This window comes from Geminocystis sp. CENA526, assembly GCF_050753365.1.
Classification (GTDB): Bacteria; Cyanobacteriota; Cyanobacteriia; order Cyanobacteriales; family Cyanobacteriaceae; genus Geminocystis.
On record NZ_JBLZFY010000003.1, the window covers coordinates 77,279 to 97,926 of the forward strand.

The 20,648-nt window shown below is 34.0% G+C and carries 23 protein-coding genes and 1 tRNA gene; 10 read left to right on the forward strand and 14 right to left on the reverse strand.

Going from position 1 to position 20,648, the window contains the following annotated elements; genetic code table 11:
- The first annotated feature begins 21 nt into the window (after positions 1-21).
- Positions 22-396, forward strand: coding sequence for a YccF domain-containing protein (locus ACN4EE_RS01940; protein ID WP_431704713.1), 375 nt, complete (start codon positions 22-24; stop codon positions 394-396).
- Between the two features lie 79 nt (positions 397-475).
- Positions 476-862, forward strand: coding sequence for a RidA family protein (locus ACN4EE_RS01945; RefSeq protein WP_431704714.1), 387 nt, complete (start codon positions 476-478; stop codon positions 860-862).
- 75 nt (positions 863-937) lie between these two features.
- Here the strand turns inward: ACN4EE_RS01945 and ACN4EE_RS01950 are convergent, their stop codons facing one another.
- The 5 genes from ACN4EE_RS01950 to ACN4EE_RS01970 all read right to left on the reverse strand — a co-directional run bounded on the left by ACN4EE_RS01950 (position 938) and on the right by ACN4EE_RS01970 (position 5,190).
- Positions 938-1,132, reverse strand: a complete 195-nt coding sequence (locus ACN4EE_RS01950; RefSeq protein WP_431704715.1) for a hypothetical protein — start codon at positions 1,130-1,132, stop codon at positions 938-940.
- A gap of 80 nt (positions 1,133-1,212) precedes the next feature.
- The gene (locus ACN4EE_RS01955; protein ID WP_431704716.1) at positions 1,213-1,905 is read right to left on the reverse strand and encodes a C40 family peptidase; all 693 of its coding nucleotides are present in this window, start codon (positions 1,903-1,905) and stop codon (positions 1,213-1,215) included.
- Positions 1,906-1,922: 17 nt separating this feature from the next.
- Positions 1,923-2,453, reverse strand: a complete 531-nt coding sequence (locus ACN4EE_RS01960; RefSeq protein WP_431704717.1) for a pentapeptide repeat-containing protein — start codon at positions 2,451-2,453, stop codon at positions 1,923-1,925.
- Positions 2,454-2,523: 70 nt separating this feature from the next.
- A complete protein-coding gene (locus ACN4EE_RS01965) occupies positions 2,524-3,162 on the reverse strand; it encodes a hypothetical protein (protein ID WP_431704718.1) in 639 nt (212 codons plus the stop codon).
- A gap of 192 nt (positions 3,163-3,354) precedes the next feature.
- On the reverse strand, positions 3,355-5,190 hold the full coding sequence (locus ACN4EE_RS01970) for a bifunctional serine/threonine-protein kinase/formylglycine-generating enzyme family protein (RefSeq protein ID WP_431704719.1): 1,836 nt from the start codon (positions 5,188-5,190) through the stop codon (positions 3,355-3,357).
- Between the two features lie 82 nt (positions 5,191-5,272).
- Between ACN4EE_RS01970 and ACN4EE_RS01975 the strand changes: the two genes are divergently transcribed.
- Both ACN4EE_RS01975 and rsmG read left to right on the forward strand, forming a co-directional pair.
- On the forward strand, positions 5,273-5,947 hold the full coding sequence (locus tag ACN4EE_RS01975; RefSeq protein WP_431704720.1) for a class I SAM-dependent methyltransferase: 675 nt from the start codon (positions 5,273-5,275) through the stop codon (positions 5,945-5,947).
- A 27-nt stretch (positions 5,948-5,974) separates the two neighbouring features.
- Complete coding sequence (rsmG, locus tag ACN4EE_RS01980) at positions 5,975-6,700, forward strand: 16S rRNA (guanine(527)-N(7))-methyltransferase RsmG (RefSeq protein ID WP_431704721.1); 726 nt, start codon at positions 5,975-5,977, stop codon at positions 6,698-6,700.
- Between the two features lie 218 nt (positions 6,701-6,918).
- Here rsmG and ACN4EE_RS01985 read toward each other — a convergent pair.
- Positions 6,919-6,999, reverse strand: a tRNA-Leu gene (locus tag ACN4EE_RS01985).
- A gap of 296 nt (positions 7,000-7,295) precedes the next feature.
- Here ACN4EE_RS01985 and ACN4EE_RS01990 point away from each other — a divergent pair.
- The 3 genes from ACN4EE_RS01990 (at position 7,296) to ACN4EE_RS02000 (ending at position 9,299) form a co-directional block, all read left to right on the forward strand.
- Positions 7,296-8,414, forward strand: coding sequence for a SpoIID/LytB domain-containing protein (locus ACN4EE_RS01990; RefSeq protein WP_431704722.1), 1,119 nt, complete (start codon positions 7,296-7,298; stop codon positions 8,412-8,414).
- Positions 8,415-8,635: 221 nt separating this feature from the next.
- Positions 8,636-8,959 carry a nucleotidyltransferase family protein gene (locus ACN4EE_RS01995; protein WP_431704723.1) on the forward strand — a complete coding sequence of 108 codons (324 nt, stop codon included), beginning with the start codon at positions 8,636-8,638 and terminating at the stop codon, positions 8,957-8,959.
- On the forward strand, positions 8,949-9,299 hold the full coding sequence (locus ACN4EE_RS02000; RefSeq protein ID WP_431704724.1) for a HepT-like ribonuclease domain-containing protein: 351 nt from the start codon (positions 8,949-8,951) through the stop codon (positions 9,297-9,299). The genes ACN4EE_RS01995 and ACN4EE_RS02000 overlap by 11 nt, the downstream gene beginning before the upstream one ends.
- Before the next feature lie 169 nt (positions 9,300-9,468).
- Here the strand turns inward: ACN4EE_RS02000 and acsF are convergent, their stop codons facing one another.
- The gene (acsF, locus tag ACN4EE_RS02005) at positions 9,469-10,545 is read right to left on the reverse strand and encodes a magnesium-protoporphyrin IX monomethyl ester (oxidative) cyclase (RefSeq protein WP_431704725.1); all 1,077 of its coding nucleotides are present in this window, start codon (positions 10,543-10,545) and stop codon (positions 9,469-9,471) included.
- Between the two features lie 302 nt (positions 10,546-10,847).
- On the opposite strand from acsF, the gene psbM reads away from it, so the two are divergent.
- Positions 10,848-10,952 (forward strand): photosystem II reaction center protein PsbM, encoded by a 105-nt coding sequence (gene psbM / locus ACN4EE_RS02010; protein ID WP_015221999.1) that lies wholly within the window; start codon positions 10,848-10,850, stop codon positions 10,950-10,952.
- Between the two features lie 179 nt (positions 10,953-11,131).
- On the opposite strand, the gene ACN4EE_RS02015 is transcribed toward psbM, so the two are convergent.
- Positions 11,132-11,545 carry a hypothetical protein gene (locus ACN4EE_RS02015; RefSeq protein ID WP_431704726.1) on the reverse strand — a complete coding sequence of 138 codons (414 nt, stop codon included), beginning with the start codon at positions 11,543-11,545 and terminating at the stop codon, positions 11,132-11,134.
- Between the two features lie 80 nt (positions 11,546-11,625).
- On the opposite strand from ACN4EE_RS02015, the gene ACN4EE_RS02020 reads away from it, so the two are divergent.
- On the forward strand, positions 11,626-12,054 hold the full coding sequence (locus tag ACN4EE_RS02020) for a SufE family protein (protein ID WP_431704727.1): 429 nt from the start codon (positions 11,626-11,628) through the stop codon (positions 12,052-12,054).
- Between the two features lie 81 nt (positions 12,055-12,135).
- Here ACN4EE_RS02020 and ACN4EE_RS02025 read toward each other — a convergent pair whose 3' ends face one another.
- From ACN4EE_RS02025 to rlmD, 6 genes are all read right to left on the reverse strand, one after another.
- The gene (locus ACN4EE_RS02025) at positions 12,136-13,347 is read right to left on the reverse strand and encodes a lipid-A-disaccharide synthase-related protein (protein ID WP_431704728.1); all 1,212 of its coding nucleotides are present in this window, start codon (positions 13,345-13,347) and stop codon (positions 12,136-12,138) included.
- Positions 13,348-13,539: 192 nt separating this feature from the next.
- On the reverse strand, positions 13,540-15,021 hold the full coding sequence (locus ACN4EE_RS02030) for a DEAD/DEAH box helicase (protein ID WP_431704729.1): 1,482 nt from the start codon (positions 15,019-15,021) through the stop codon (positions 13,540-13,542).
- A 624-nt stretch (positions 15,022-15,645) separates the two neighbouring features.
- Positions 15,646-15,768, reverse strand: a complete 123-nt coding sequence (locus ACN4EE_RS02035) for a hypothetical protein (protein ID WP_431704730.1) — start codon at positions 15,766-15,768, stop codon at positions 15,646-15,648.
- 16 nt (positions 15,769-15,784) lie between these two features.
- A complete protein-coding gene (locus ACN4EE_RS02040) occupies positions 15,785-15,940 on the reverse strand; it encodes a hypothetical protein (protein ID WP_431704731.1) in 156 nt (51 codons plus the stop codon).
- Positions 15,927-16,169: a hypothetical protein gene (locus ACN4EE_RS02045; RefSeq protein WP_431704732.1), complete on the reverse strand. Its 243-nt coding sequence runs from the start codon at positions 16,167-16,169 to the stop codon at positions 15,927-15,929. The genes ACN4EE_RS02040 and ACN4EE_RS02045 overlap by 14 nt, the downstream gene beginning before the upstream one ends.
- A gap of 76 nt (positions 16,170-16,245) precedes the next feature.
- Entirely contained in the window at positions 16,246-17,595 is a 1,350-nt protein-coding gene (gene rlmD / locus ACN4EE_RS02050) for a 23S rRNA (uracil(1939)-C(5))-methyltransferase RlmD (RefSeq protein WP_431704743.1), read from the reverse strand.
- 195 nt (positions 17,596-17,790) lie between these two features.
- Here rlmD and ACN4EE_RS02055 point away from each other — a divergent pair, with 195 nt between their 5' ends.
- Complete coding sequence (locus tag ACN4EE_RS02055; RefSeq protein ID WP_431704733.1) at positions 17,791-20,565, forward strand: ATP-binding protein; 2,775 nt, start codon at positions 17,791-17,793, stop codon at positions 20,563-20,565.
- The last annotated feature ends 83 nt before the right edge of the window (positions 20,566-20,648 follow it).

Below are 20,648 nucleotides of genomic sequence, written 5' to 3' on the forward strand. Positions count from 1 at the left end.
TACTATTCAAATATTAAGATTATGACTTTACTAGGTAATATTATTTGGTTAATTTTCGGAGGTTTCATTAGCGGTTTAGGATACATTTTAGGAGGCTTAACTCTCTGTTTAACAATCGTGGGGATTCCCTTTGGCATTCAAACCATTAAAATAGGAGTAGCCACCATGACACCTTTTGGCAAGATAAATGTGGTTAGTGAAGATTCATCAAGTTTGATTGTGATGATTTTTAACGTCATTTGGGTAATCTTTTTTGGTTGGGAAATTGCCTTATCTCACCTATTTCATGGAGCAATTTTAGCTATTACTATTATCGGTTTACCTTTTGCTAGACAACATTTTAAGCTAATTCCGATGGCACTTTTTCCCTTTGGTAGAGAGTTAAAAGATATTTAATGAAAAAAGGTTAAAATCCTAATAAACTAATATGTAATAATATTTCACTGATTTAATTTATTTTATATTTAATATCAAAATGAGCAAAAAAGTAATTTACACTAAAAACGCACCTTCACCTGTAGGACCATATAGTCAGGCGATCGCAACTCAGGGAGAATTAATCTTTATAGCAGGGCAAATTCCCTTAAATCCCGAAACAGGGGAGATTATAGGAGAGGGAGATATTACCGCTCAAACCACTCAAGTAATGAAGAATATAGAAGCAATTTTGACAGAAGCGGGAGTTAATTGGTCAAATGTAGTAAAAACAGGGGTATTTTTAAAGGATTTAGCGGATTTTGTGCCGATGAATGAAGTTTATGCTCAATATTTCACTGAAAACCCTCCAGCGCGTGCCTGTGTCGAAGTGGCTCGTTTACCGAAAGATGTATTGGTAGAAATTGAATGTATTGCAGTTAAATAAGCACAAACTCATTTTTGATAATTCTCAAAAATAACTCTTCCCTCTTTCCTCTTTCCTTTTCCCCCCCTTTTATTATCAGTAACTACTATGGGCAAAATGAGACAAACAGTTATTAATTAAAAAATATACTACCATCATCGCAGCCGCACACAAAGCGACTAATGTACCAGCTAACATTAAAGAAAATTCACGATGATCAAAAGCCTGTTGCATTAAATGTAATGACCAAGCCACAAGTGCTACATCGAAAATCAGAATCGGGATTAACATTTCTTAACAATCTAAGGTTTTATCTATTCTAATACAAATTAGAGAAATATTAACTTTTATGACAAAACTTAAGAATTTCATTATAATTGCTTAACAAAAGACTCGGTTACTCTACCACAACTCCAGTATTGTTGATAATAGTTGCGACTAACTTGATCTTCGTCATCCCTTAAGACATTAATTTTAATACCATTGTTCCCTATTTCTTTGCCCGAACTATGGATATATTTATTATCCCCTAAGTATAAAGCAACATGGGTAACTCTATTCGTGCCAAAAAAGATTAAATCTCCTGTTTTTAATGTTTCTCGATCGATTTTAGTAACAAAATTTTCTTGTTGATAAGAGTCTCTAGGAAGCCAAATACCGACACTAGCAAATGCTGATTGTATCAATCCCGAACAGTCATAATTTGGAGCAACTGTGCCTCCCCAAAGATAATAGTTAGGGGTATTCATGGCTTGATAGGTAAATTCGATAATTTGAGGTATTAATGCTTCTATTTTTTCTCTTGATATAGGTTGAGCAATATATTTTTTTTCGGCAGGTTTTAGTAATGGTAAATCTTTAAGGGAAAGCCATGCTGTATAACTATCTTCACATAAACAAATTTCGATCGAACCTTCTACAGTAGAGTTAGAAATCACTTTCAATTGTCTTCCCTTTGCCATTTGGGTTGCTAATTCTTCACTGTCTGGCTTGGCATATAAATTAATATTTTGAAGGGCTAAATATTCTCCTGTGATGGAAGGAGGTAATAAGTCTAAAGTCATATTTTTAAGTAATATTATTATCGATTATTTTTGACATTTTTTGACCATCTAAAATCGGCATTTTTTATGATAGCATTCTCAAAATTATTTAGGACTAAATTAGCTTTGATTAAATGAGTATTAATTAGGTGAGCATTGCTAAAATTACTTTTAAAAATGAGGGCTTCTCCTAATTCTGTTTCATAGAGAATAGCGTTACTAATATCACATTCTACCATAGTAATATTATTCAAATTGGCTTCACTTAAATTCGATCGATGTAACAAAGTGTTAATTAATGTTGCGTTTCTTAAATTAGCGAGTCTTAAATTAACACCGATGAAATTAGCCCTCGTTAAATCGGCATGGCTTAAATCTGCAAATCGTAGGTTAGCACCTATAAAATTAGTATCGGTTAAGTTACAATTACTGAAATTTACTCCTTCCAGATTATAACTACTAAAACTCATACCCGATAGATCGATCGAAACATCATCATTATAGATACGCCATTGATTCCATTTTTCGACATTTTTGATTAAATTTTGCCAATATTCTTGATTATTCATTAATTTATCTCTCTAAAATACCTATCAGACTTACCTATTTTATTTACCTTTTGCCTTTTGCCTCTCTTTATCACTCTTTCACATCATCTTTAATAATCCTACCACCAATATTTTCGATCGCACCTAAAGCAGCCGCCGCCCCTGCCTTAATATCCCTTTCTGCCCCTCCTAAATATAGTCTGCCAAAACTTCCCACCGCTTGAACAGATAAAATATTAATTAAAGCTGCCTTTTCCGCTTCATTTGCTGCCAAAGCCGCATAAGCCGCAGGTTTTACCTCCAAAACATAGAGAGTTTGCCCTGCTAACAACATTTGCCCTCGCCGATTACGGTTAATAATTTGCGCTTGATAGGGATCAATATTACGAATAATTTGGCTTGATACTACTTCAGGCTTCAAACAATCCTTTTCACTCACTCCCAAAGCATCTAAAATAGCCTTTCCTGCGGTTTTCGTCTCCCCTTGGTTACTAGAATGAATCTCTAACAATCCATAGAGTCTTTCCACAAATTGAACCCCCGGTCGAACTACGGCAGATTTTAAAGCTATATCGGTAATGCGATTAATTTCGATACCCGGAGAAATTTCAATCCACAAAGAAGCATCCCCGGGTAAGGGCAAAAACCCTAAAGCAACAGTGCCAATATAGGAAGCGTGTTGAGGCTGTAATCTGTCTAAATAAACGTAACTTCGGAGTTCAACACTCATGTTTGAATATTTTTGTACAATGGTAAAATCAAAGACAAATTATATCACCTATTACCTATTAAGCTAGAACGCATCTAAGTTTACACCTGAGTGAACTATAAAATGATGAAGATAAGAGGCACAAGCCCTGTACGGGCATAATATATTATTATTATCCCTCTACAAGCCAATTAAAAATTGTTTCTGGAAAGTCTAATCATTATCAATAACGCAGACTACCCTAAAACCAACAAAGTTATAGTTAGAATCGGCAGCATAACTACTCCTTTTAGCACTACGACAATACTGCGAAGATAGTGACCATGATCCCCCTCTGACTACTCTGGGTTGGTTACTCATCGGGGCATGATAAGCGCTTCCATCTTTAGGTTTATGGATATAATTATTAGCATAATGATCTTCGCACCATTCCCATACGTTACCATGAACATCGTATAAGCCAAAGGGATTGGGGTAAAAACTATCTACGGGGGAGGTTTTTTTGTCATATTTTCCCTTTTTATGATCATTTCTACTATCATAATTGGCAATGTCTGGCACGATCGAATCTCCGAAGAAAAAAGCGCTTTTAGTGTTACCTCGACAAGCGTATTCCCATTCTGATTCTGTAGGAAGTCGATAGGTGCGGTTAGTATATTTACTCAAACGTTTACAAAATTCTTGAGCGTCTAACCATGATACTTTTTCTACGGGTAAATTATCCCCTTTAAAAGCGGAAGGATTGGTCTTGACAGGTCTTGTGGCTTTAGGGAATGATGATACTGTGCGCCATTGTAGTTGAGTAATGGGATATTTACTGATATAAAAAGAGTTGAGATTAACTAAATGTAAAGGGCTTTCGTCTTTATCTCTACCATCTTCATTGTTGTTTGATCCCATCATAAATGATCCAGCAGGAATAAATACCATGTCAAGGTTTACTCCTTCTCCTAAGTATTCCACGAAAAATTGTCCGCTCTTGGTGATAGGATTTTTCTTAACACTGGACATTAAACCAAATAATTTCTTCTCAGTTTCGATCGAAATCGTCTCAAATTCAAAAGTTTCTATATTAGGATAATTAGTTTTAGGTTTAATAATGGTAGGTGGTGCATTGATGGGGGATACTTTTTGGACAATAGTTTCATCATTATCTACCACTGCATCGAGAATTTTTTGCCTACTTTCTGCTGTAGAAATAGGAGTTTTTTGTACTGTATTTGGTGGGTTATTATTAGTACTTTCTTTGAATAATTGAAACCAATCTCTTAAATTTTGAGGGCGTTTTTCGATGTCTAATTCCATGCCCTTAATGATACCTTGATTAAATCGATCGCTCAATTCTGGAGTAAACTGTTGTGGTGGGATTAAGTCTTTATAAGTACGGAAATTCGCAGGAGTCGGTAATTGTCCTGTTACTAGAACATATAATATTGCTGTTAAAGAATAAATATCGGTAGCAGGTTTAATGTTATTGTTATTAGAAGATTCTGGAGGACTAAAACAGTCCATATTTTGGGGTTTTCTGGGGGCTAAGGCAAATAATTTCACCGCTAGTCCATAATCCGTTAAAATTGGGTCTTCTGTGACTTCATCAAAGATGATATTTTGGGGTTTTATATCCTGATGAATACATTTATTTTGGTGAATAACATTTAATGCCGTAGCAATTTTGGTAACTAATTTTAACGCAGAATCAGGGGAAAACTTGCCATTTCGATCGAGATAGGTAGCTAAATCCACACCATCGAGATAATCCATCACCATATAAGCACGATTATCTTCCAAAAAAACTTGAGGGTATAACTTAACAATATAAGGATTAGAACATTTAGAAGCCACCATTTGAGCTTGTTTAATCAACTTTTGTTCAAAATCTGTCTTATCTTCACGAGAAGCCCAAAATATATCAATAGCCTTGATTGTCACTAATTGAGAATTAGTGGTATCTTTAGCTCGATAATAAAATCCAGTGCCACTTCTTAATAAAATAGACTCAATAACATATTGACCATTATTTAACTTTAATCCTTTTTTCCAATTACTCATTTATATAAAAACTTTTTTTACCACTGGTAAAATCATAATAGAATTTAGCAAAAATGAATCATATTAGATGAAAAAAATAATTATGGAAAATAAAACTTATAGTTATTGTGATCGAATTTTAGAGCCTGAAGTGATGGATAATGATATAGAAGCCCTTGAATATGATCAAATGGACTTTACAGAAGTTAACACCGATTTTGCCTTGTTAGCAAGTACATTAGCTTCTGAAACAGCAAAAGTTTTAGATATTGGCACTGGCACAGCGAGAATACCCATTATCTTAGCGGATTTACAACCAAAATGGCACATTATAGCGGTTGATTTAGCTGAGTCTATGCTCAAGTTAGCACAAACAAACATTGAAAAAGCTCAAAAGTCCTCACAAATTACACTATCTCTCCTTGACGGCAAAAAAATGTCTTATGGTGATAATATTTTTGATCTGGTAATGTCTAATAGTTTGGTGCATCATATTCCTAATCCCATGGATTTATTTCGGGAGATCGATCGAGTCGTCAAGCCTAATGGTAGTATTTTAATTAGGGATTTATTGCGTCCATCCTCAGAAAATGATGTAGAAGAAATCGTTAAACAAGCGGATTTAGACTATAATCCTCGTCAAAAACAATTATTTAAAGACTCTTTACACGCAGCGCTTACTCTTGCAGAAATTCAAGATATTATTATTCAAATTGGTTGGCAAAATGTTGAAGTGTATCAATCTTCTCCCCGTCATTGGACAATTAAAACTAAGTAAAAATGCTCAATTTCAAACTAATAATTTATGACAGAAAATAATCTTTTACCAACCTATGAAGACTTGTGGAAAAGCACCACAAATTGGATACCTTCTGCTGAAAATTTACAGTTATGGCAAGGAATTTATGACGAAATATTAGCTATTAATCAACACCTTAATTTAACTAGAATTACAACCCCTGAAGAATTTTGGGAAAAAAATTTATGGGATTCTTTAGCTCCTGTTTTAGAATATGATTTTAACCACAAAAAAATTATTGATATTGGCACTGGAGGAGGATTTCCCGGTATCCCTATTTCGATCGTATTTCCTGACGCTGAATTAACCTTAATGGATTCCGTTGCCAAAAAAATTAACTTTATTAAAGAAGTCGCTAAAAAATTAAATTTAACCAATATTAACACCTTAGTCGATCGAGCCGAAGCCATAGGACAAGATCAAAACCATCGAAAACATTATGATTTTGCCGTAATTAGAGCTGTAGCTGAAATTTCTGTCTGTTTAGAATATAGTTTACCATTATTAAAAATAGGAGGAATAGCCATTTTATATCGTGGAAATATAACGGAAGAAGAAAAGCTAAAAATTGAGGAGGTAAGCCATAAATTAGGAGGCAAATTAATGAAAATAACTAATCAAAATACTCCCCTACAAAATCATATTCGACACTGTATTTATATCGAAAAAGTCAAACTAACCGCAAAAAAATATCCTAGAGAAATAGGTAAACCGACAAAATCACCCTTATAAGTAGAGTCTGTAATTGTATAATATAAAATGAATTGTGCAAATTCCATCGAAATTGCTTCATATCTCGCAATGACAAAGAGGAGGTTCGATCGAGTAATGTCAATAATGTCTAATTCTGTTAAAAAATTAGAAGAATTAGTAGAAGTTATCTTGATTGGAAAACGGAATGATGACGAAGTATATAAAAAATCAGCAAGATTAGTAAGGGATAGAGAGAATGCGGACGGGGAGACTCGAACTCCCACATCAAAGATACTAGAACCTAAATCTAGCGCGTCTACCAATTCCGCCACGTCCGCTTAATAAGTATGATTTACTATCATAACAATCTTATTAAAATAATTCAAGCATTTTGACATCAAAAACAAAATCATGATATTTTTGCCATTAACAAATTATCCTCGATCGATAGAAATAATTTAATTCGATCGACAAAATATAATATCCTGATAGTGGAAAATCTAAAATACTTTAGAACTTACCCTGTTCCAATAATAAAACATCATGGTATGGGAACTTTAAACAATTTATCAATGTTCTATTTAATGGTAAGTTTTGATACTGATAAACGAAAATATATTATATTGAACTAACTATGTGGAGCAAATTTTTCTTAAAAATAACAACAAAATTCGGTTTATTGAGTCTATTCTGGCTAATTTTCACGACTTCAGCTCAAGCATCCCTCGAATTAAGAGTAGCCATCAGAAAAAGTGTCAATAACTTACAAATAGGAAGTTCTACCCCCGCAGTAATTAAAGATGGAGCAGGACGTGTTCTCGGACAAGTGGATGGAATGAACTCTTTTGTGGCTAGAGTTAATGGGGGCAATATTAATCTTGCTCAGTGGAATTCTACAAATATATGGTTAGAGCCTAGTGGCGATGGACTCACATGGATTGGCGATCGATGGTATCGTGGCAGGGTATTATTAACTCGTCAGGGTAATGCAATGACTGCCGTTAATTATGTTGATATAGAAGATTATTTATACAGTGTAGTGGGAGCAGAAGCAATTCCCAGTTGGCCTCAAGAAGCCTTAAAAGCCCAAGCCGTTGCCGCTCGAACCTATGCTTTATATAAACGTAATACCAGTAGAAATAGCGTTTTTGATCTCGACACTACTACCGCCACACAGGTGTATAAAGGATTAAATAGTGAATATACCACGACTCATCAAGCCGTCAAAGCCACGAATGGGCAAATAATGACTTATAACAATCAACCAATTTTAGCGGTTTTTCATTCTTCATCGGGAGGACATACAGAGAATGTCGAAGATATTTGGACTTCTCCTCTACCCTATCTAAGAGGTGTTGTTGATTATGATCAAACCGCCCCTGTTTTTCAATGGAATAAAACGATTTCTCCTTCCGCCATGAGTCGTGTCGCAGGAGGGGTAGGAAATATTCGTGCTTTCGTACCTCAAAAAACCACTCCTCAAGGTAGAGTTGTTACTATGCAAGTAGTTGGCGATCGAAGTACAAGAAATGTGGCAGGAACTGAGTTAAGAAGTGCTTTAGATTTGCGCAGTACTTTATTTAGAGTATCCACATCAGGCAATACCATTCAAGTATCAGGGAGAGGATTTGGGCATGGTATCGGATTAAGCCAGTGGGGTACATTTTATTTAGCCCAAAATGGCGTTGATTACCGTCAAATTCTAGGACATTATTATCAAAATGCTCGACTTGCTACCATGAGAACAAGATAATTAGCCTCTTTTGTCAAACTCCGAATCAACTATTTATAAATTAAAGAAATTATCCCGTAGGAAAATATAGTTTTGATCGATCGATGCACTATGGATAGTAAATTGTTGAATCCTTGTAATAATAGAGATGAATTTGTTAACCATAGTGTTATTAACCAAAATAAAATTAATGGTTCAATCATCATCACGATTTTCTTTAAACTTTTTTTTATAAATTAACCATGATAACTACCTTAGAAAATAAATCTCAAATACTAGATAAAGAGAAAGTCTTAAAAATAATAAAAAATCAAGAAAAATTTTTTGATAAATATCAGATAAAAACCCTTGCTTTATTTGGTTCAACCGCTAGAAATGAAGCCACCGAAAACAGCGATTTAGATTTTTTAGTAGAGTTTAATACAAGCCCTACATTTGATAATTATATGGACTTAAAATTTTATTTAGAAAAATTATTTAACAAATCGATCGACTTAGTGATAAAACAAGATTTAAAACCCGTAATTAGAGAAGAAGTAATGAAGGACGTTTTCTATGTCTCGTAGCTTAACCATTTACTTAACAGACATTATCACCAGCATTAATAAGATAGAAAAATATATATTTAATTTAACTTATGAAGAATTATTAGAAGACGAAAAAACCCTTGAATCTGTCGTATATAATTTAATGATTATAGGAGAAGCAACAAAGAAAATTCCTCCAGAAATAAGAATCAAATATTCATATATCGAGTGGCAAAAAATAGCAGGATTAAGAGATTTTATTGTCCATGCTTATTTTTCTATTAACATCAATATTGTTTGGAATGTCATTCACACAAAACTAGACGATTTAAAATTATGTGTCCAAGAAATTATCAACAATGAAACATTGGACGTTTAAGCCATTCACCATAGAAAACTATTTTCTTGATATGATTAGATTATACATAAAGAAATATTAGTCTATGATTAGACAAGAGAGGGATAGGGAGTAGGTAATAGGTAATAAATAACTCATAACGGATTTGAGAAAACCCACACCTAAAACCTAACACCCTATAACCTAGATATTAAAGGACGTTGCCTTGTAAAGATTCCGCTTCGATCGGTTTAATAAAGTATAAACGGATAAACTGACTAGCGTTAGATAAGAATAAAGGCAGTTTACGAAGGAATTTGACAGGCGCGATCGAATTACTAGCATCAATAGCTCGTAACTTCTCACAATTACTAACACAAATTTCTAAACTGTCGTAAAAAGCTGGATTATTAACATCAATAATGACAGGAAAAACTCGTCCAGCAGTGTAATTAGTTTTCTCAATGACGTGTTTGTCGTAACTTCTAGCATCTAAACCGATGGAAGCGTAAAAATCAGAACGCTGTAAATCATTGAGATACATAGTCGCAAATACCGATAAAAGGAAGAAACGACACCATAGTTTCGCTTTCCAATCGTTTAAATATTCAGGTTTTGCTTTGAGAATAGCATCGAAGAAATCACCGTGACGGTTTTCATCTTGACACCAATTTTCAAAAAACTTGAAGATAGGATAAATGCGGTTTTCGGGATTTTGCTCTAAATGGCGATAAATGGTGATATAGCGCCAATAACCAATTTTTTCAGATAAATAGGTAGCGTAGAAAATAAATTTAGGCTGGAAGAAAGTATAATCACGACTCTTGGTTAAAAACCCTAAATCTAAGGATAAGTTAAAGTCAGACATTGCTTTATTCAAGAAACCAGCGTGACGGGCTTCATCACGAGACATGAGGTTAAAACACTCTGCTAATACAGGACTTTTATCTTTTAAACGTCTGCCCAACTCTTTATATAATAGAAATCCAGAAAATTCAGCCGTACAAGAGCGTTCAAGAAATTCTACAAATAATTTACGAGTTTCACCATCAATATGATCCCATGATTGGTCAAAATCTGCATTACGGACAAAATGATGACGATTATAGTCTTCTTTAAACTCAGCTAAAATTGCCTGTAATTCTTCCTCGTTAACGCTAATATCCATTTTTGCCATAGCGTCAAAATCCGTTGTATAGAAACGAGGTGTAAGGATTGTTTCTTTAGCGGGTACTTTCACACCCGGACGTATTTCTTCGTATTCGGGTTTTTTTACTGTTGTTACCATAATATTTTTAAAAAACTATATTTATTGCAATGCAAGGGAAAAATTCAAGTTAGATATAAGTTTAGCAAACTCTACACCATCTCAGGAAGCTATTTTATTAAGAGTTGTAACAATACGTTGAAAATGAAGAATGAAGAATGAAGAATGGAAAAGGTCTAATGGAGAAAAAATATTGATCTCGAAAAAAAAGTCAAGAAAAGTTTACAATTATTTATATTAGTCAAAAGTTTCTATTATTAAAGTTAAAATACGAAATTATGATATTCTAGTTATCGTCAGTTGAGTTCTGAGAATAATAAAAAATGCAAGTTAATGATTTAGGCTTTGTTGCCACCCTTTTATTTGTGCTTGTGCCTACGGTTTTTCTCTTGATTTTATATATTCAAACTGGAAAAAACGAGGCTTAATAAACCTATTTAACAAAAAAATAGATAACTTACTCTTGCAGTTGTTATCTGAAAATAAGAGATTATTACTAGGATTAAATCATTTTTGATTTGAGTTTTTTTAAACTATTTTTCCTAGTTTTTCTCTTTCTATTTCATCAAAAGATTCTTGCTTACCTTCATGACAAGACTTTGAATGCTTATTTGCTTGTGATTCTGAGAGTAAAAGGGTTTTGACTTCCTTGAGTATCTCCTACATAAATAAAATACTTACCCGGTGCCCACACTCCTCCCATTTTAGGATATTTACTCGGAGTGGAGTCTCCAAGAATACAAAATCGATCATTCTGTCCAGGTCCTAGTACTAAAAGACTGGGTTTTCCTTGATTTGCTTCCACGACTATATTTAAAGAATATACCTGTTGATTTAAAGTAATAATATGATTAGGTGCATTAGCAATATAACCACAATCGCCACTATTATTATTTCCTCCTGTCGTGCCTCTAATTTCCTGATTATTGGGGATTTGAGCTTTAGAATTTAAGGGTATCAGTACGATCGAGATTATACCCAAAAACCATAGTGATGTAAACGACAGAAAAAAATTAAACATGATTAATCAACTTTAGTGTAGTTATTAATTAAAATAGACGATAAAGAGTAAAAAATGTTCTGATCATTATTATTAATTTTATGGTATCTAATTCCAGACCTCAAAACCTAGATAAAATAGTCGAAAAATTCAAACGTCGTGATAATCCGAAACAAAAATACGAACAGTTATTATGGTATGCAAAAAAATTAGCACCTATGCCTGAAGAAGCCAAAACCGAAGAGAATAAAGTTTTAGGGTGCGTTTCGCAAGTTTATATCACCTCAACATTAGAAGATAATCAAATATTTTATCAGGGGGACTCCGATGCACAATTAGTCAAGGGATTAGTAGCATTTCTCATTGAAGGTTTAAATGGATTACCCCCTGTAGAAGTGGTGAATTTAACTCCAGATTTTATTGAAGAAACAGGATTACAAGTCAGTTTAACCCCTTCTCGTGCTAATGGTTTTATTAATATTTTCAAAAAAATGCAACAACAAGCCTTGGGAAAAATGACTAATGACTAGACTAATGAATGGTTTTGATTTCTGAAATCAGAATTAAATTCTAATCGTGGCAAGTTTATAGGTAAAGTTACATCTTCTGTGTTAATCAGTTAACTTGGATGCGTTGTAGCTTAGTATTGTTTTGGAGATATTTAATGATCCCCCCATACTTCCAACCCTTTCTTTGCCATTGATAACACATTGGGCTAAAAATTCTTTATTCCCTAAAACTTCGATAATTTTATGGGCTGTTTTCTCACATATTATCTGATTATCTTGAGAGTCCTCGATCGTAATGGTACTACTCCCTAATAACCTCATTTGTGCTTCAGCAAAGCGATAAGTAAATTGAGGACCTTTTCCTGAAACTTGTATTACTGGTTTGCCTAAGCCTACTGCCTGTTCTACCGCAGTTCCTGCCATTCCCAACGATATATTACATTGTAATAAAATATCGGCAAAAGCATCATGGAAAACCATCACCGACACTTTATTATCGTTAATTTGTTTGCTTAAAACTCCCTCGTGATATTGCCAACCTTCAATATTGTTCAAATCTTCTTCTGTAATGCTTGGTACTAAAGCACCTCGAAATTGCCAATTTTCAGAGGAAATGTTGACTAAAGTTTCACAGACTTGTAATAATAACTGCAAATTTCTCAAGGCTTCGGGTAAACGACTACCGGGCAATAAGGCAATCATGGGCTTTTCTGGGGATAAGTGCAAATTTTTGCCTGTGGTTTTTAAGGTATCCATGATGGGATAACCGACAAATTTTGCTTTCATCAATCCTTGATTTTGCAAGTCATCCGCAGTATATTGATCTCTAGTGAAAACTATTTGACAACGGTTCGATCGAATTAGTAATTTTGTTAAGAAAGGTAACTTTAATTTTCCTTCATAATAACTAGAAGTAGAAACGATAAAACTATAGTATTTTTTACCTGTTAAATAAGCAAAAAAAAGAGGAACAATATCCCCAACAGCTACCGCTATATCGTAGTTATTTTTAATTTTATTTATGGTGATTATTTGCTTAATAGTTAAACCAATTAAACCTGAAAATAAGTCTTTAATTAAGTTAATAATATTGAGATAAAATATGCCACCAGAAGGCATGGATTTAAGGGGGGAAACTATAGATATTTGTTTATTTTTATAGGATTTACCCTCCCCCACAATAGGAAAAGCATCTACGGTTAAATTAGGTTCGATCGACTTTAAAGCCTCACCAATTAAACTACCATTTAAGTCCTCTCCATGACCATTACTTATTAACAATATTTTATTTATTTTAACCGTTAAATTATTCATTGAAGAAAACCTGTCAAATGTGGGATTGGAGAAAACTCATCTTGAGAATATAAGTAGGGTTTGCTCAAAAAGTCTGAGGAGGGGGTAGGGCAATGGGCAAAATAACCTATAATCTTTGTTGCCTTTTGCCTTTTGCCTTTCACAAAGTAAACATACAATTAATTTTGCCTATCTACTTAGTTTCCTCAATCCCTATCGTACCTTAACGGGTCGATCGAAATTACGTTTGGGTTTACCGCTTCCACTTCCGCCGTAGCCTTGTTTACGTTCAAAACTACCACTACCACGACTGCCGTATTTACGACCAGAAGAACCGCCTTTACCTGCTAAATTAGGTTTAGGAGTAGCAGGAGGGGGAACTTCCCACTCTTGTTGTAACCATGCAGGGCAGTTGGCATCGTATAAAATTTGTAATGTCGCCGCCGCAATGGCACTAGGTTCATACTCTCCATGTAACTCTTTGATTAAGGGTAAGAAAGAGGCTAACCTTTCACCAGCAAGGGATTCCTTGATTTGTTCTGTGAGTTTTTCCATGCGTTTGGCTTCCACAGTCGATCGATTGGGAATTTGCTCAACTCGGATAGTTTGATTAACACGGCGCTCAATTTGACGTAATAAACGACGATCGCTAGGTTCAACTAAAGCAATGGCTTTACCTTCTTTTCCAGCTCTACCCGTACGTCCGATACGGTGAATATAAGTCTCACTGTTATCAGGTAAATCGAAGTTGAAAACGTGGGTTAAGTCCGACACATCTAAACCACGAGCGGCGATGTCCGTAGCTACCACAATTTTGATTTTGCCTTCGCGCCAACGCTGAATTAAACGTTCCCGTTGTTGTTGGCTCAAGTCACCATGATACTCGTCCACACTTTGCCCCGCTTCCTGTAATTTTGCCGTTACTTCCGAAGCGGTACGTTTGGTACGCACGAAAATAATAGCGGTTTGGGGATCTTCGATTTCTAAAATCGGTTGAATCGCTTTGACTTTTGACCAACCACGAGGCACCATATAAACCACTTGATCAATGCGGGAAGGAGTGTCTTGAGGTTTTTCTCCCGTAATGGTAACGGGTTCTTTCATAAACTCGTTAACTAATTGCTTAATTTCACGAGGCATGGTGGCAGAAAAACAGGTAGTTTGACGACCTTCTGGAGTAGTGGATAAAATTTCTTTAACATCGTCAATGAAACCCATGCTTAACATTTCATCCGCTTCATCTAGCACTACATACTTTAAGGTATCTAGTTTTAAGTTTCTGCGGTGCAATAAGTCGATAATACGTCCGGGAGTACCCACCACGATTTGTGCGCCTTTTTCTAAAAAGCGGATTTGACGTTCGATCGATTGTCCACCATAAACGGTTAAGACATAGATTCGATCGCGCCCAATTAAATCCTTGAGGGATTCTGCCACCTGTTGGGCTAATTCTCTGGTGGGGGTTAAAATAAGGGCTTGAACGTCTTTAGAAGTTCGATCGATTCGATCGAGGATAGGCAAAGAATAGGCGGCAGTTTTACCCGTACCAGTTTGGGATTGTCCCACTACATCACGCCCTAAAATCAATTCAGGAATAGCTAAAGTTTGTATTTTTGTCGGGGTAGTAAAACCAATATTTTCTAATTGGTTAAGGAGGGATTCTGAAAGTCCTAAACTTGCGAAAGAAGTTGTCATCTGTATTGATTAAATATGAATTGTTTAACTAAAAATGTCTCGACAGATGAAGGGGAAAACAATCACGAGAAGCAAAACTGGTAAGGGTAAGGAGTGATATTAATGATAGACAATTGACTAAAAGATACATAATTGAAAGAATTATGGCATTAGTCCTTACTTTTTCGGTTCATACTTCTAAGGATACTCTTCCTGATGAGATAAGTATTAGTAAACGGGGTTAATTTTTGCTCAAGCAATTTTGTTTGATCTTCAGATGTTCCATTTCCTTACTAAGAAGGTTTCAGGAAATCATCTTCCTTTACTAATAGGAATCAGCACAAGAGTTAGATACAACGATTTATTAAGGAAACTGCTCATATTTGAGAATATCCTAACAAACAAATTACTTACAAGGTTTACTGATTTATCTCAATTTCACCATAGAGATCATAGGCATCGACTAAGGTAATTTTGCTAGAAATGTAAACACATCTCTGAGAGTAAATTGATGCCTTTTAACAAATTGTAACAAATATTGGCAAAGTTGTTCACTTTTCTTTGAAAAATCTTTTTCTTATACTCGACAAGGAAATAAAAGATATTGATAAAGGTAGGGAAGAGGGAAAAGGAAAGAGTTAAGTATTAAGCAAGAGATTCTAAGTTAAAATCTTCGGTAAAAGGATTCAAAAAATAAATACCATCAATGGTAGAGCCTGTATTAAAATCTTCACTTAAAATAATAGGAATCTGATACAATTTCGCCACTGCCCAAATTTGAGCATCATAATAAGAGAAGTAAAGCAGTATTATTTTGAGATTTTAACAAACGAAGTAATTGAGAAGCCTTCTTTTTTTTCTCATTATTAGTTTTTTGTTCATAAGGATAAATGAGAATATTAGTATCTAATAGATAACGATATTGATTAATTTGAGTCATAAATTTCTTGACGATTAAAATTATAATCTTTGGGTAACTTATGAATTTGAGAAATAATCTCAGCTTCTGCTAAGAAATCTTCTAAGGGATCATTTAAAACTATATTTTCTTGTAAAAATTTACTTAAAATATTGGCAATTAATTCATCTTCTGATAAACCTAAATTACTAGCTAAATTCTTTAAGTTTATGTCTTGATTAGCTGATATGTTAATTAATTTTTGAACCATAATTTTATGTTTTTTAACTAATTATTTTACAGTATTTAAAATTATTCCCTTATTGCCATAAACTTCTGAAAGTTTACTAATTTTCCCGAATTAAAATGACGGCGGTTTCTACATGGGGTGTTTGAGGGAAAAAATCCGCAGGTTGTACAAAGGTTAGTTGATAATCTCCGTTTTCACATAACATTTTTAAATCTCTTGCTAGGGTGGCGGGATGACAACTGATATAGGCAATTTTCTTCGGTTTGATGGCTAATAATGTTTCGATGACTTGGGGTTGACAACCTTTACGGGGAGGATCAAGAATAACAATATCTGGTATTTCGTCTATTTCGGGAAGGATTGTTTCTGTGTCTCCTAAAATAAATTTGACATTGTTTATTTCGTTGACTTGGGCGTTACGGTTTGCCTGTTCGATCGAAATGTTATAGGATTCAATACCGATAACCTGCTTTACCTTTTGAGCAATGGGTAATGTAAATGTACCAATTCCGCAGTAAAGATCAAAAACGATTTCGTTGCCTTGTAAATTGAGTTGAGTTAAGACTTGATTAAATAAGGCTTCGGCAACAGTGGTGTTAACTTGAAAGAAGGTTTCGGGGCGCAAATGAAAGGTTAAACCAGCAAAAATTTCGTTAATATAAAGCCTTCCTGCGAGTAAATCTGTTTCTTTACCAAAAATAACGTTAGTGGATTGAGGGTTATGATTTAAACAGACTCCCACTAAATCAGGATAACGTTGTAACCATATTTGGGCTTGTTTTTCGATGACATTATTACTAACTTGAGCGCTAACGAGGGTTAACAAAATTTCTCCCGTGTTTTTGCCGATACGAAAACAAAGATGACGCAATGCACCTTTTCTCGTCTTTTCATCGTAAATCGGAATTTGTAGTTGTTGTAAATCCTGTTTAATTTCTTTAAGGAGAGGGTTAAGTCGATCGTCTTGTATGGGACACTGATTAATATTAACAATCTGATGGCTACCCTGTTGATAGTATCCTGCTTTTATTGTGCCTGTTTCTGATACTCCCAAGGGATAGTTAACCTTGTTACGATAGCCTAAATCATCATCGGATAATATTTTTTCGAGGGTGAAGTCACTAAAACCGCCAATGCGAGTTAAGGTTTCTTTGACTTGGTTTTGTTTAACTTTGAGTTGATACTCATAGTCGATATGTTGCCATTGACAACCGCCACATTTGTCCGCCACAATACAACGAGAACGAATACGATAAGGGGATTTTTCTTCTAGTCTGTCTAGTTTTCCTTCTGCATATTTCTTTTTAACTCTCATTATACGACTAGAAATTCGATCGCCCGTCACGGTATTAGGCACAAAAACTACTTGTTGATTAACTTTTCCAATGCCGTTACCTTCACTACTAACGTCTTCGATTTCGATCGTAACTAATTCGCCCTGTTGTATCATTGATAAATAAACCTGTTTGTATTGTTAAATAAGTTATGAAATATACCTGCAAACTCGTAATCTGATGTTACATTTTTTCTATGCCTTTTCTTGACTAAGGTGATTTCTAATCATAAATATAATATAAAGATTATAGCTTAATTTTTTATAGCTTAATTTTGTGAATCGTTTTGTCTAAATAATTATTAATGTATGGGTTTTTCCTTAAAAACGATTTTATCAGCTTCTTTTTTATTCCCAGTAGTTATTACTGCTACTTCTGTCAGTAGTGTCTCTCTCTGGTTTAGTCAAAAAGCCATCGATAATCTAGCCTATCAGTTGATGAGTCAAAGTAGCGATCGAATCTTGGATAATGTTAAAACATTTTTGGAGTTACCACAACAAATAAACCAGACGAATCAAAACTTAATCACTGCAAATATTTTAGATTTAGACACAGAAAATATGGATAACTGGTTGCCATTTCTGTGGCAAGAATATAAGACTAATAAAGATAAATTTATTGCGGCGATTAAAGTCGTTAATTTAGAAAATTATTTTGTTGTTAGTGGTTATACATTACATCAAAAAACTAAGGAAAAAGTTGAAGGAATTGCCGTTAGTGATGGGAAAAACTATCAAGGTTATACCTCAATTCAAAACTATCAAAGCAAAACTAATCCTGTTTTTAGTTATCCCAATTTTTCTGCTCATCAACGTCCTTGGTATCAAACTGCAATCACACAAAAAAGTAAAACATGGACTAATGTATTTCCTCGATTATCTAATCAACAAACCTTAGTCATTAATTTTTCTCAACCGATTTATCTTGATAATTCTCCTGAGATAAAAGGAGTTTTATCCGTTCAACTAGACTTAAATTATATTAGTGAATATCTCGATTCTTTAACCATCGGCAAAACAGGAAAAGCTCTTATAATTAATAATAAAGGAGATTTAATCGCTACTTCTACCCAAGATAATTTATCAGTTTTAGAAAATGATCAAGTCAAATTAATTTCTATTACTAATCATGAAAATAATATCAATAAAGCTATTGGTGTATATTTACTCGATCGATACCAAAGTTTTGGTAAAATTAATCAATCTATCCTTAAAAAAGTAACCATTAATAATGAAAAATACTTTTTATTAGTAAGTAATTTAAAAGATGAATATGGCTTAGATTGGTTATTAATTATCAATATTCCTGAAACAGATTTTTTAGCAGAAATTCAAGCTAATTATAAAAAAACAATTCTCTTAACTATCACCTCTATAGTTATCACCATTATTTTAAGTTTATTAATTGCCAATTTAATGGCGAAATCTATTGCTAAATTAAATCTAGCTTCTCAAAATATTGCTCAGGGTAACTGGCAAAAAATATCTGTAAATAATCCCATAAAAGAATTAAATAATCTGTCTCAATCTTTTAATATTATGAGTGGGCAATTAGAAGATTATGTTCAAAAAATTGAAGAAAATGAGCAAAATCTCCAACAAGCAAAACAATTATTAGAAGATTATAACCGCACCCTTGAACAAAAAGTAGAGCAACGCACCCTTGAGTTAGCTGAAGCTAAAGAAAAAGCAGAAGTCGCAAACCATGCAAAAAGCAGTTTTCTTGCTAATATGAGTCATGAACTTCGATCGCCCCTCAATATTGTGTTAGGATTTTCTCAGTTAATGCTCAATTCCCGTGACGCATTAGAAAATACCAAAGAGAATCTGGAAATAATCAACAATAGTGGCAAACATCTTTTAGGATTAATTAACAATATCTTAGATTTAGCGAAGATAGAAGCAGGAAAAATAGAATTAAACGCAGAAAATATCGATTTATTCCATTTATTGAGCCAAATTAACCAAATATTTACCATTAAAGCCCAAGAAAAAAACCTTAGTCTCACCATTAATTATCAACATTTACCCCTCCGTTATATCAACACCGACACCCTTAAACTAAGACAAATTTTAATCAACCTTCTCAGTAACGCCATTAAATTTACCGTCACTGGCAGTGTCACTGTTAACCTAGAAGCAAAACCCCTTATTTTCCCCGAATACGATTTATGGTTTGAAATCACAGACACTGGTATCGGTATCAACAAAGAAGATGAAACGAGAATTTTTAAAGCCTTTCAACAGAGTGAAACAGGAAAATATACCCCAGAAGGCACGGGTTTAGGCTTAAGCATCACCAAACAATTTATTGAATTAATGGGAGGAAATATAACCCTTACCAGTGAAGAAGGCATCGGCTCAACCTTCAAATTTAATATTAAAGTTAAAGAAGTAAACCCCCATAGTATCACCCAAATTCCTCATAAATCCCGTGTTATTGCCCTTGCACCAAATCAACACCAATATCGTATCCTAGTGGTGGACGATAAATGGGAAAATCGTCAACTTTTAATCAAATTATTGCAACCTTTTGACTTTGAGTTACAAGAAGCGGAAAATGGGAAAGATGCGATCGAGATATGGCAAAATTGGCAACCTGATCTGATATTGTTAGATATGAGAATGCCCGTTATGGATGGTTATGAGACGATCAAATATATTAAAAGTACCATACAAGGAAATGCTACCATCGTTATCGCCTTAACAGCTAGTGTATTAGGAAATCAGCAACAAATTATCCTTGATGCAGGTTGTGATGACTATGTGCGTAAACCCTTTTTAGATAGCACTATTTTTGAGATGTTAGAAAAACACTTAGATTTAAAATTCATCTATGAAAAAACTTCTGACATTAATCATCATCAAAAAGTTAATCCTCCAGAAATATTAACATCAGAATCATTGGAAATTATGCCTCCTCAATGGCATCAGGAATTAAAACAAGCAGTATTAAGATTAGAGGAGAAAAAAATGTTATTTTTAATTAATCAAATACCATCAAATCACTATCAAATTACGGAAAAATTAAGGCAATTAGTAAGTAATTTTGAAACAGAAAAAATCCTTGATTTACTCTCTTGACAACTCTCTCCCTTAATAAGCATGGTTTTTAATAATATAGCGATCCTATTTGAGTTGTAATATCATAAAGGTAGGTATCAGGT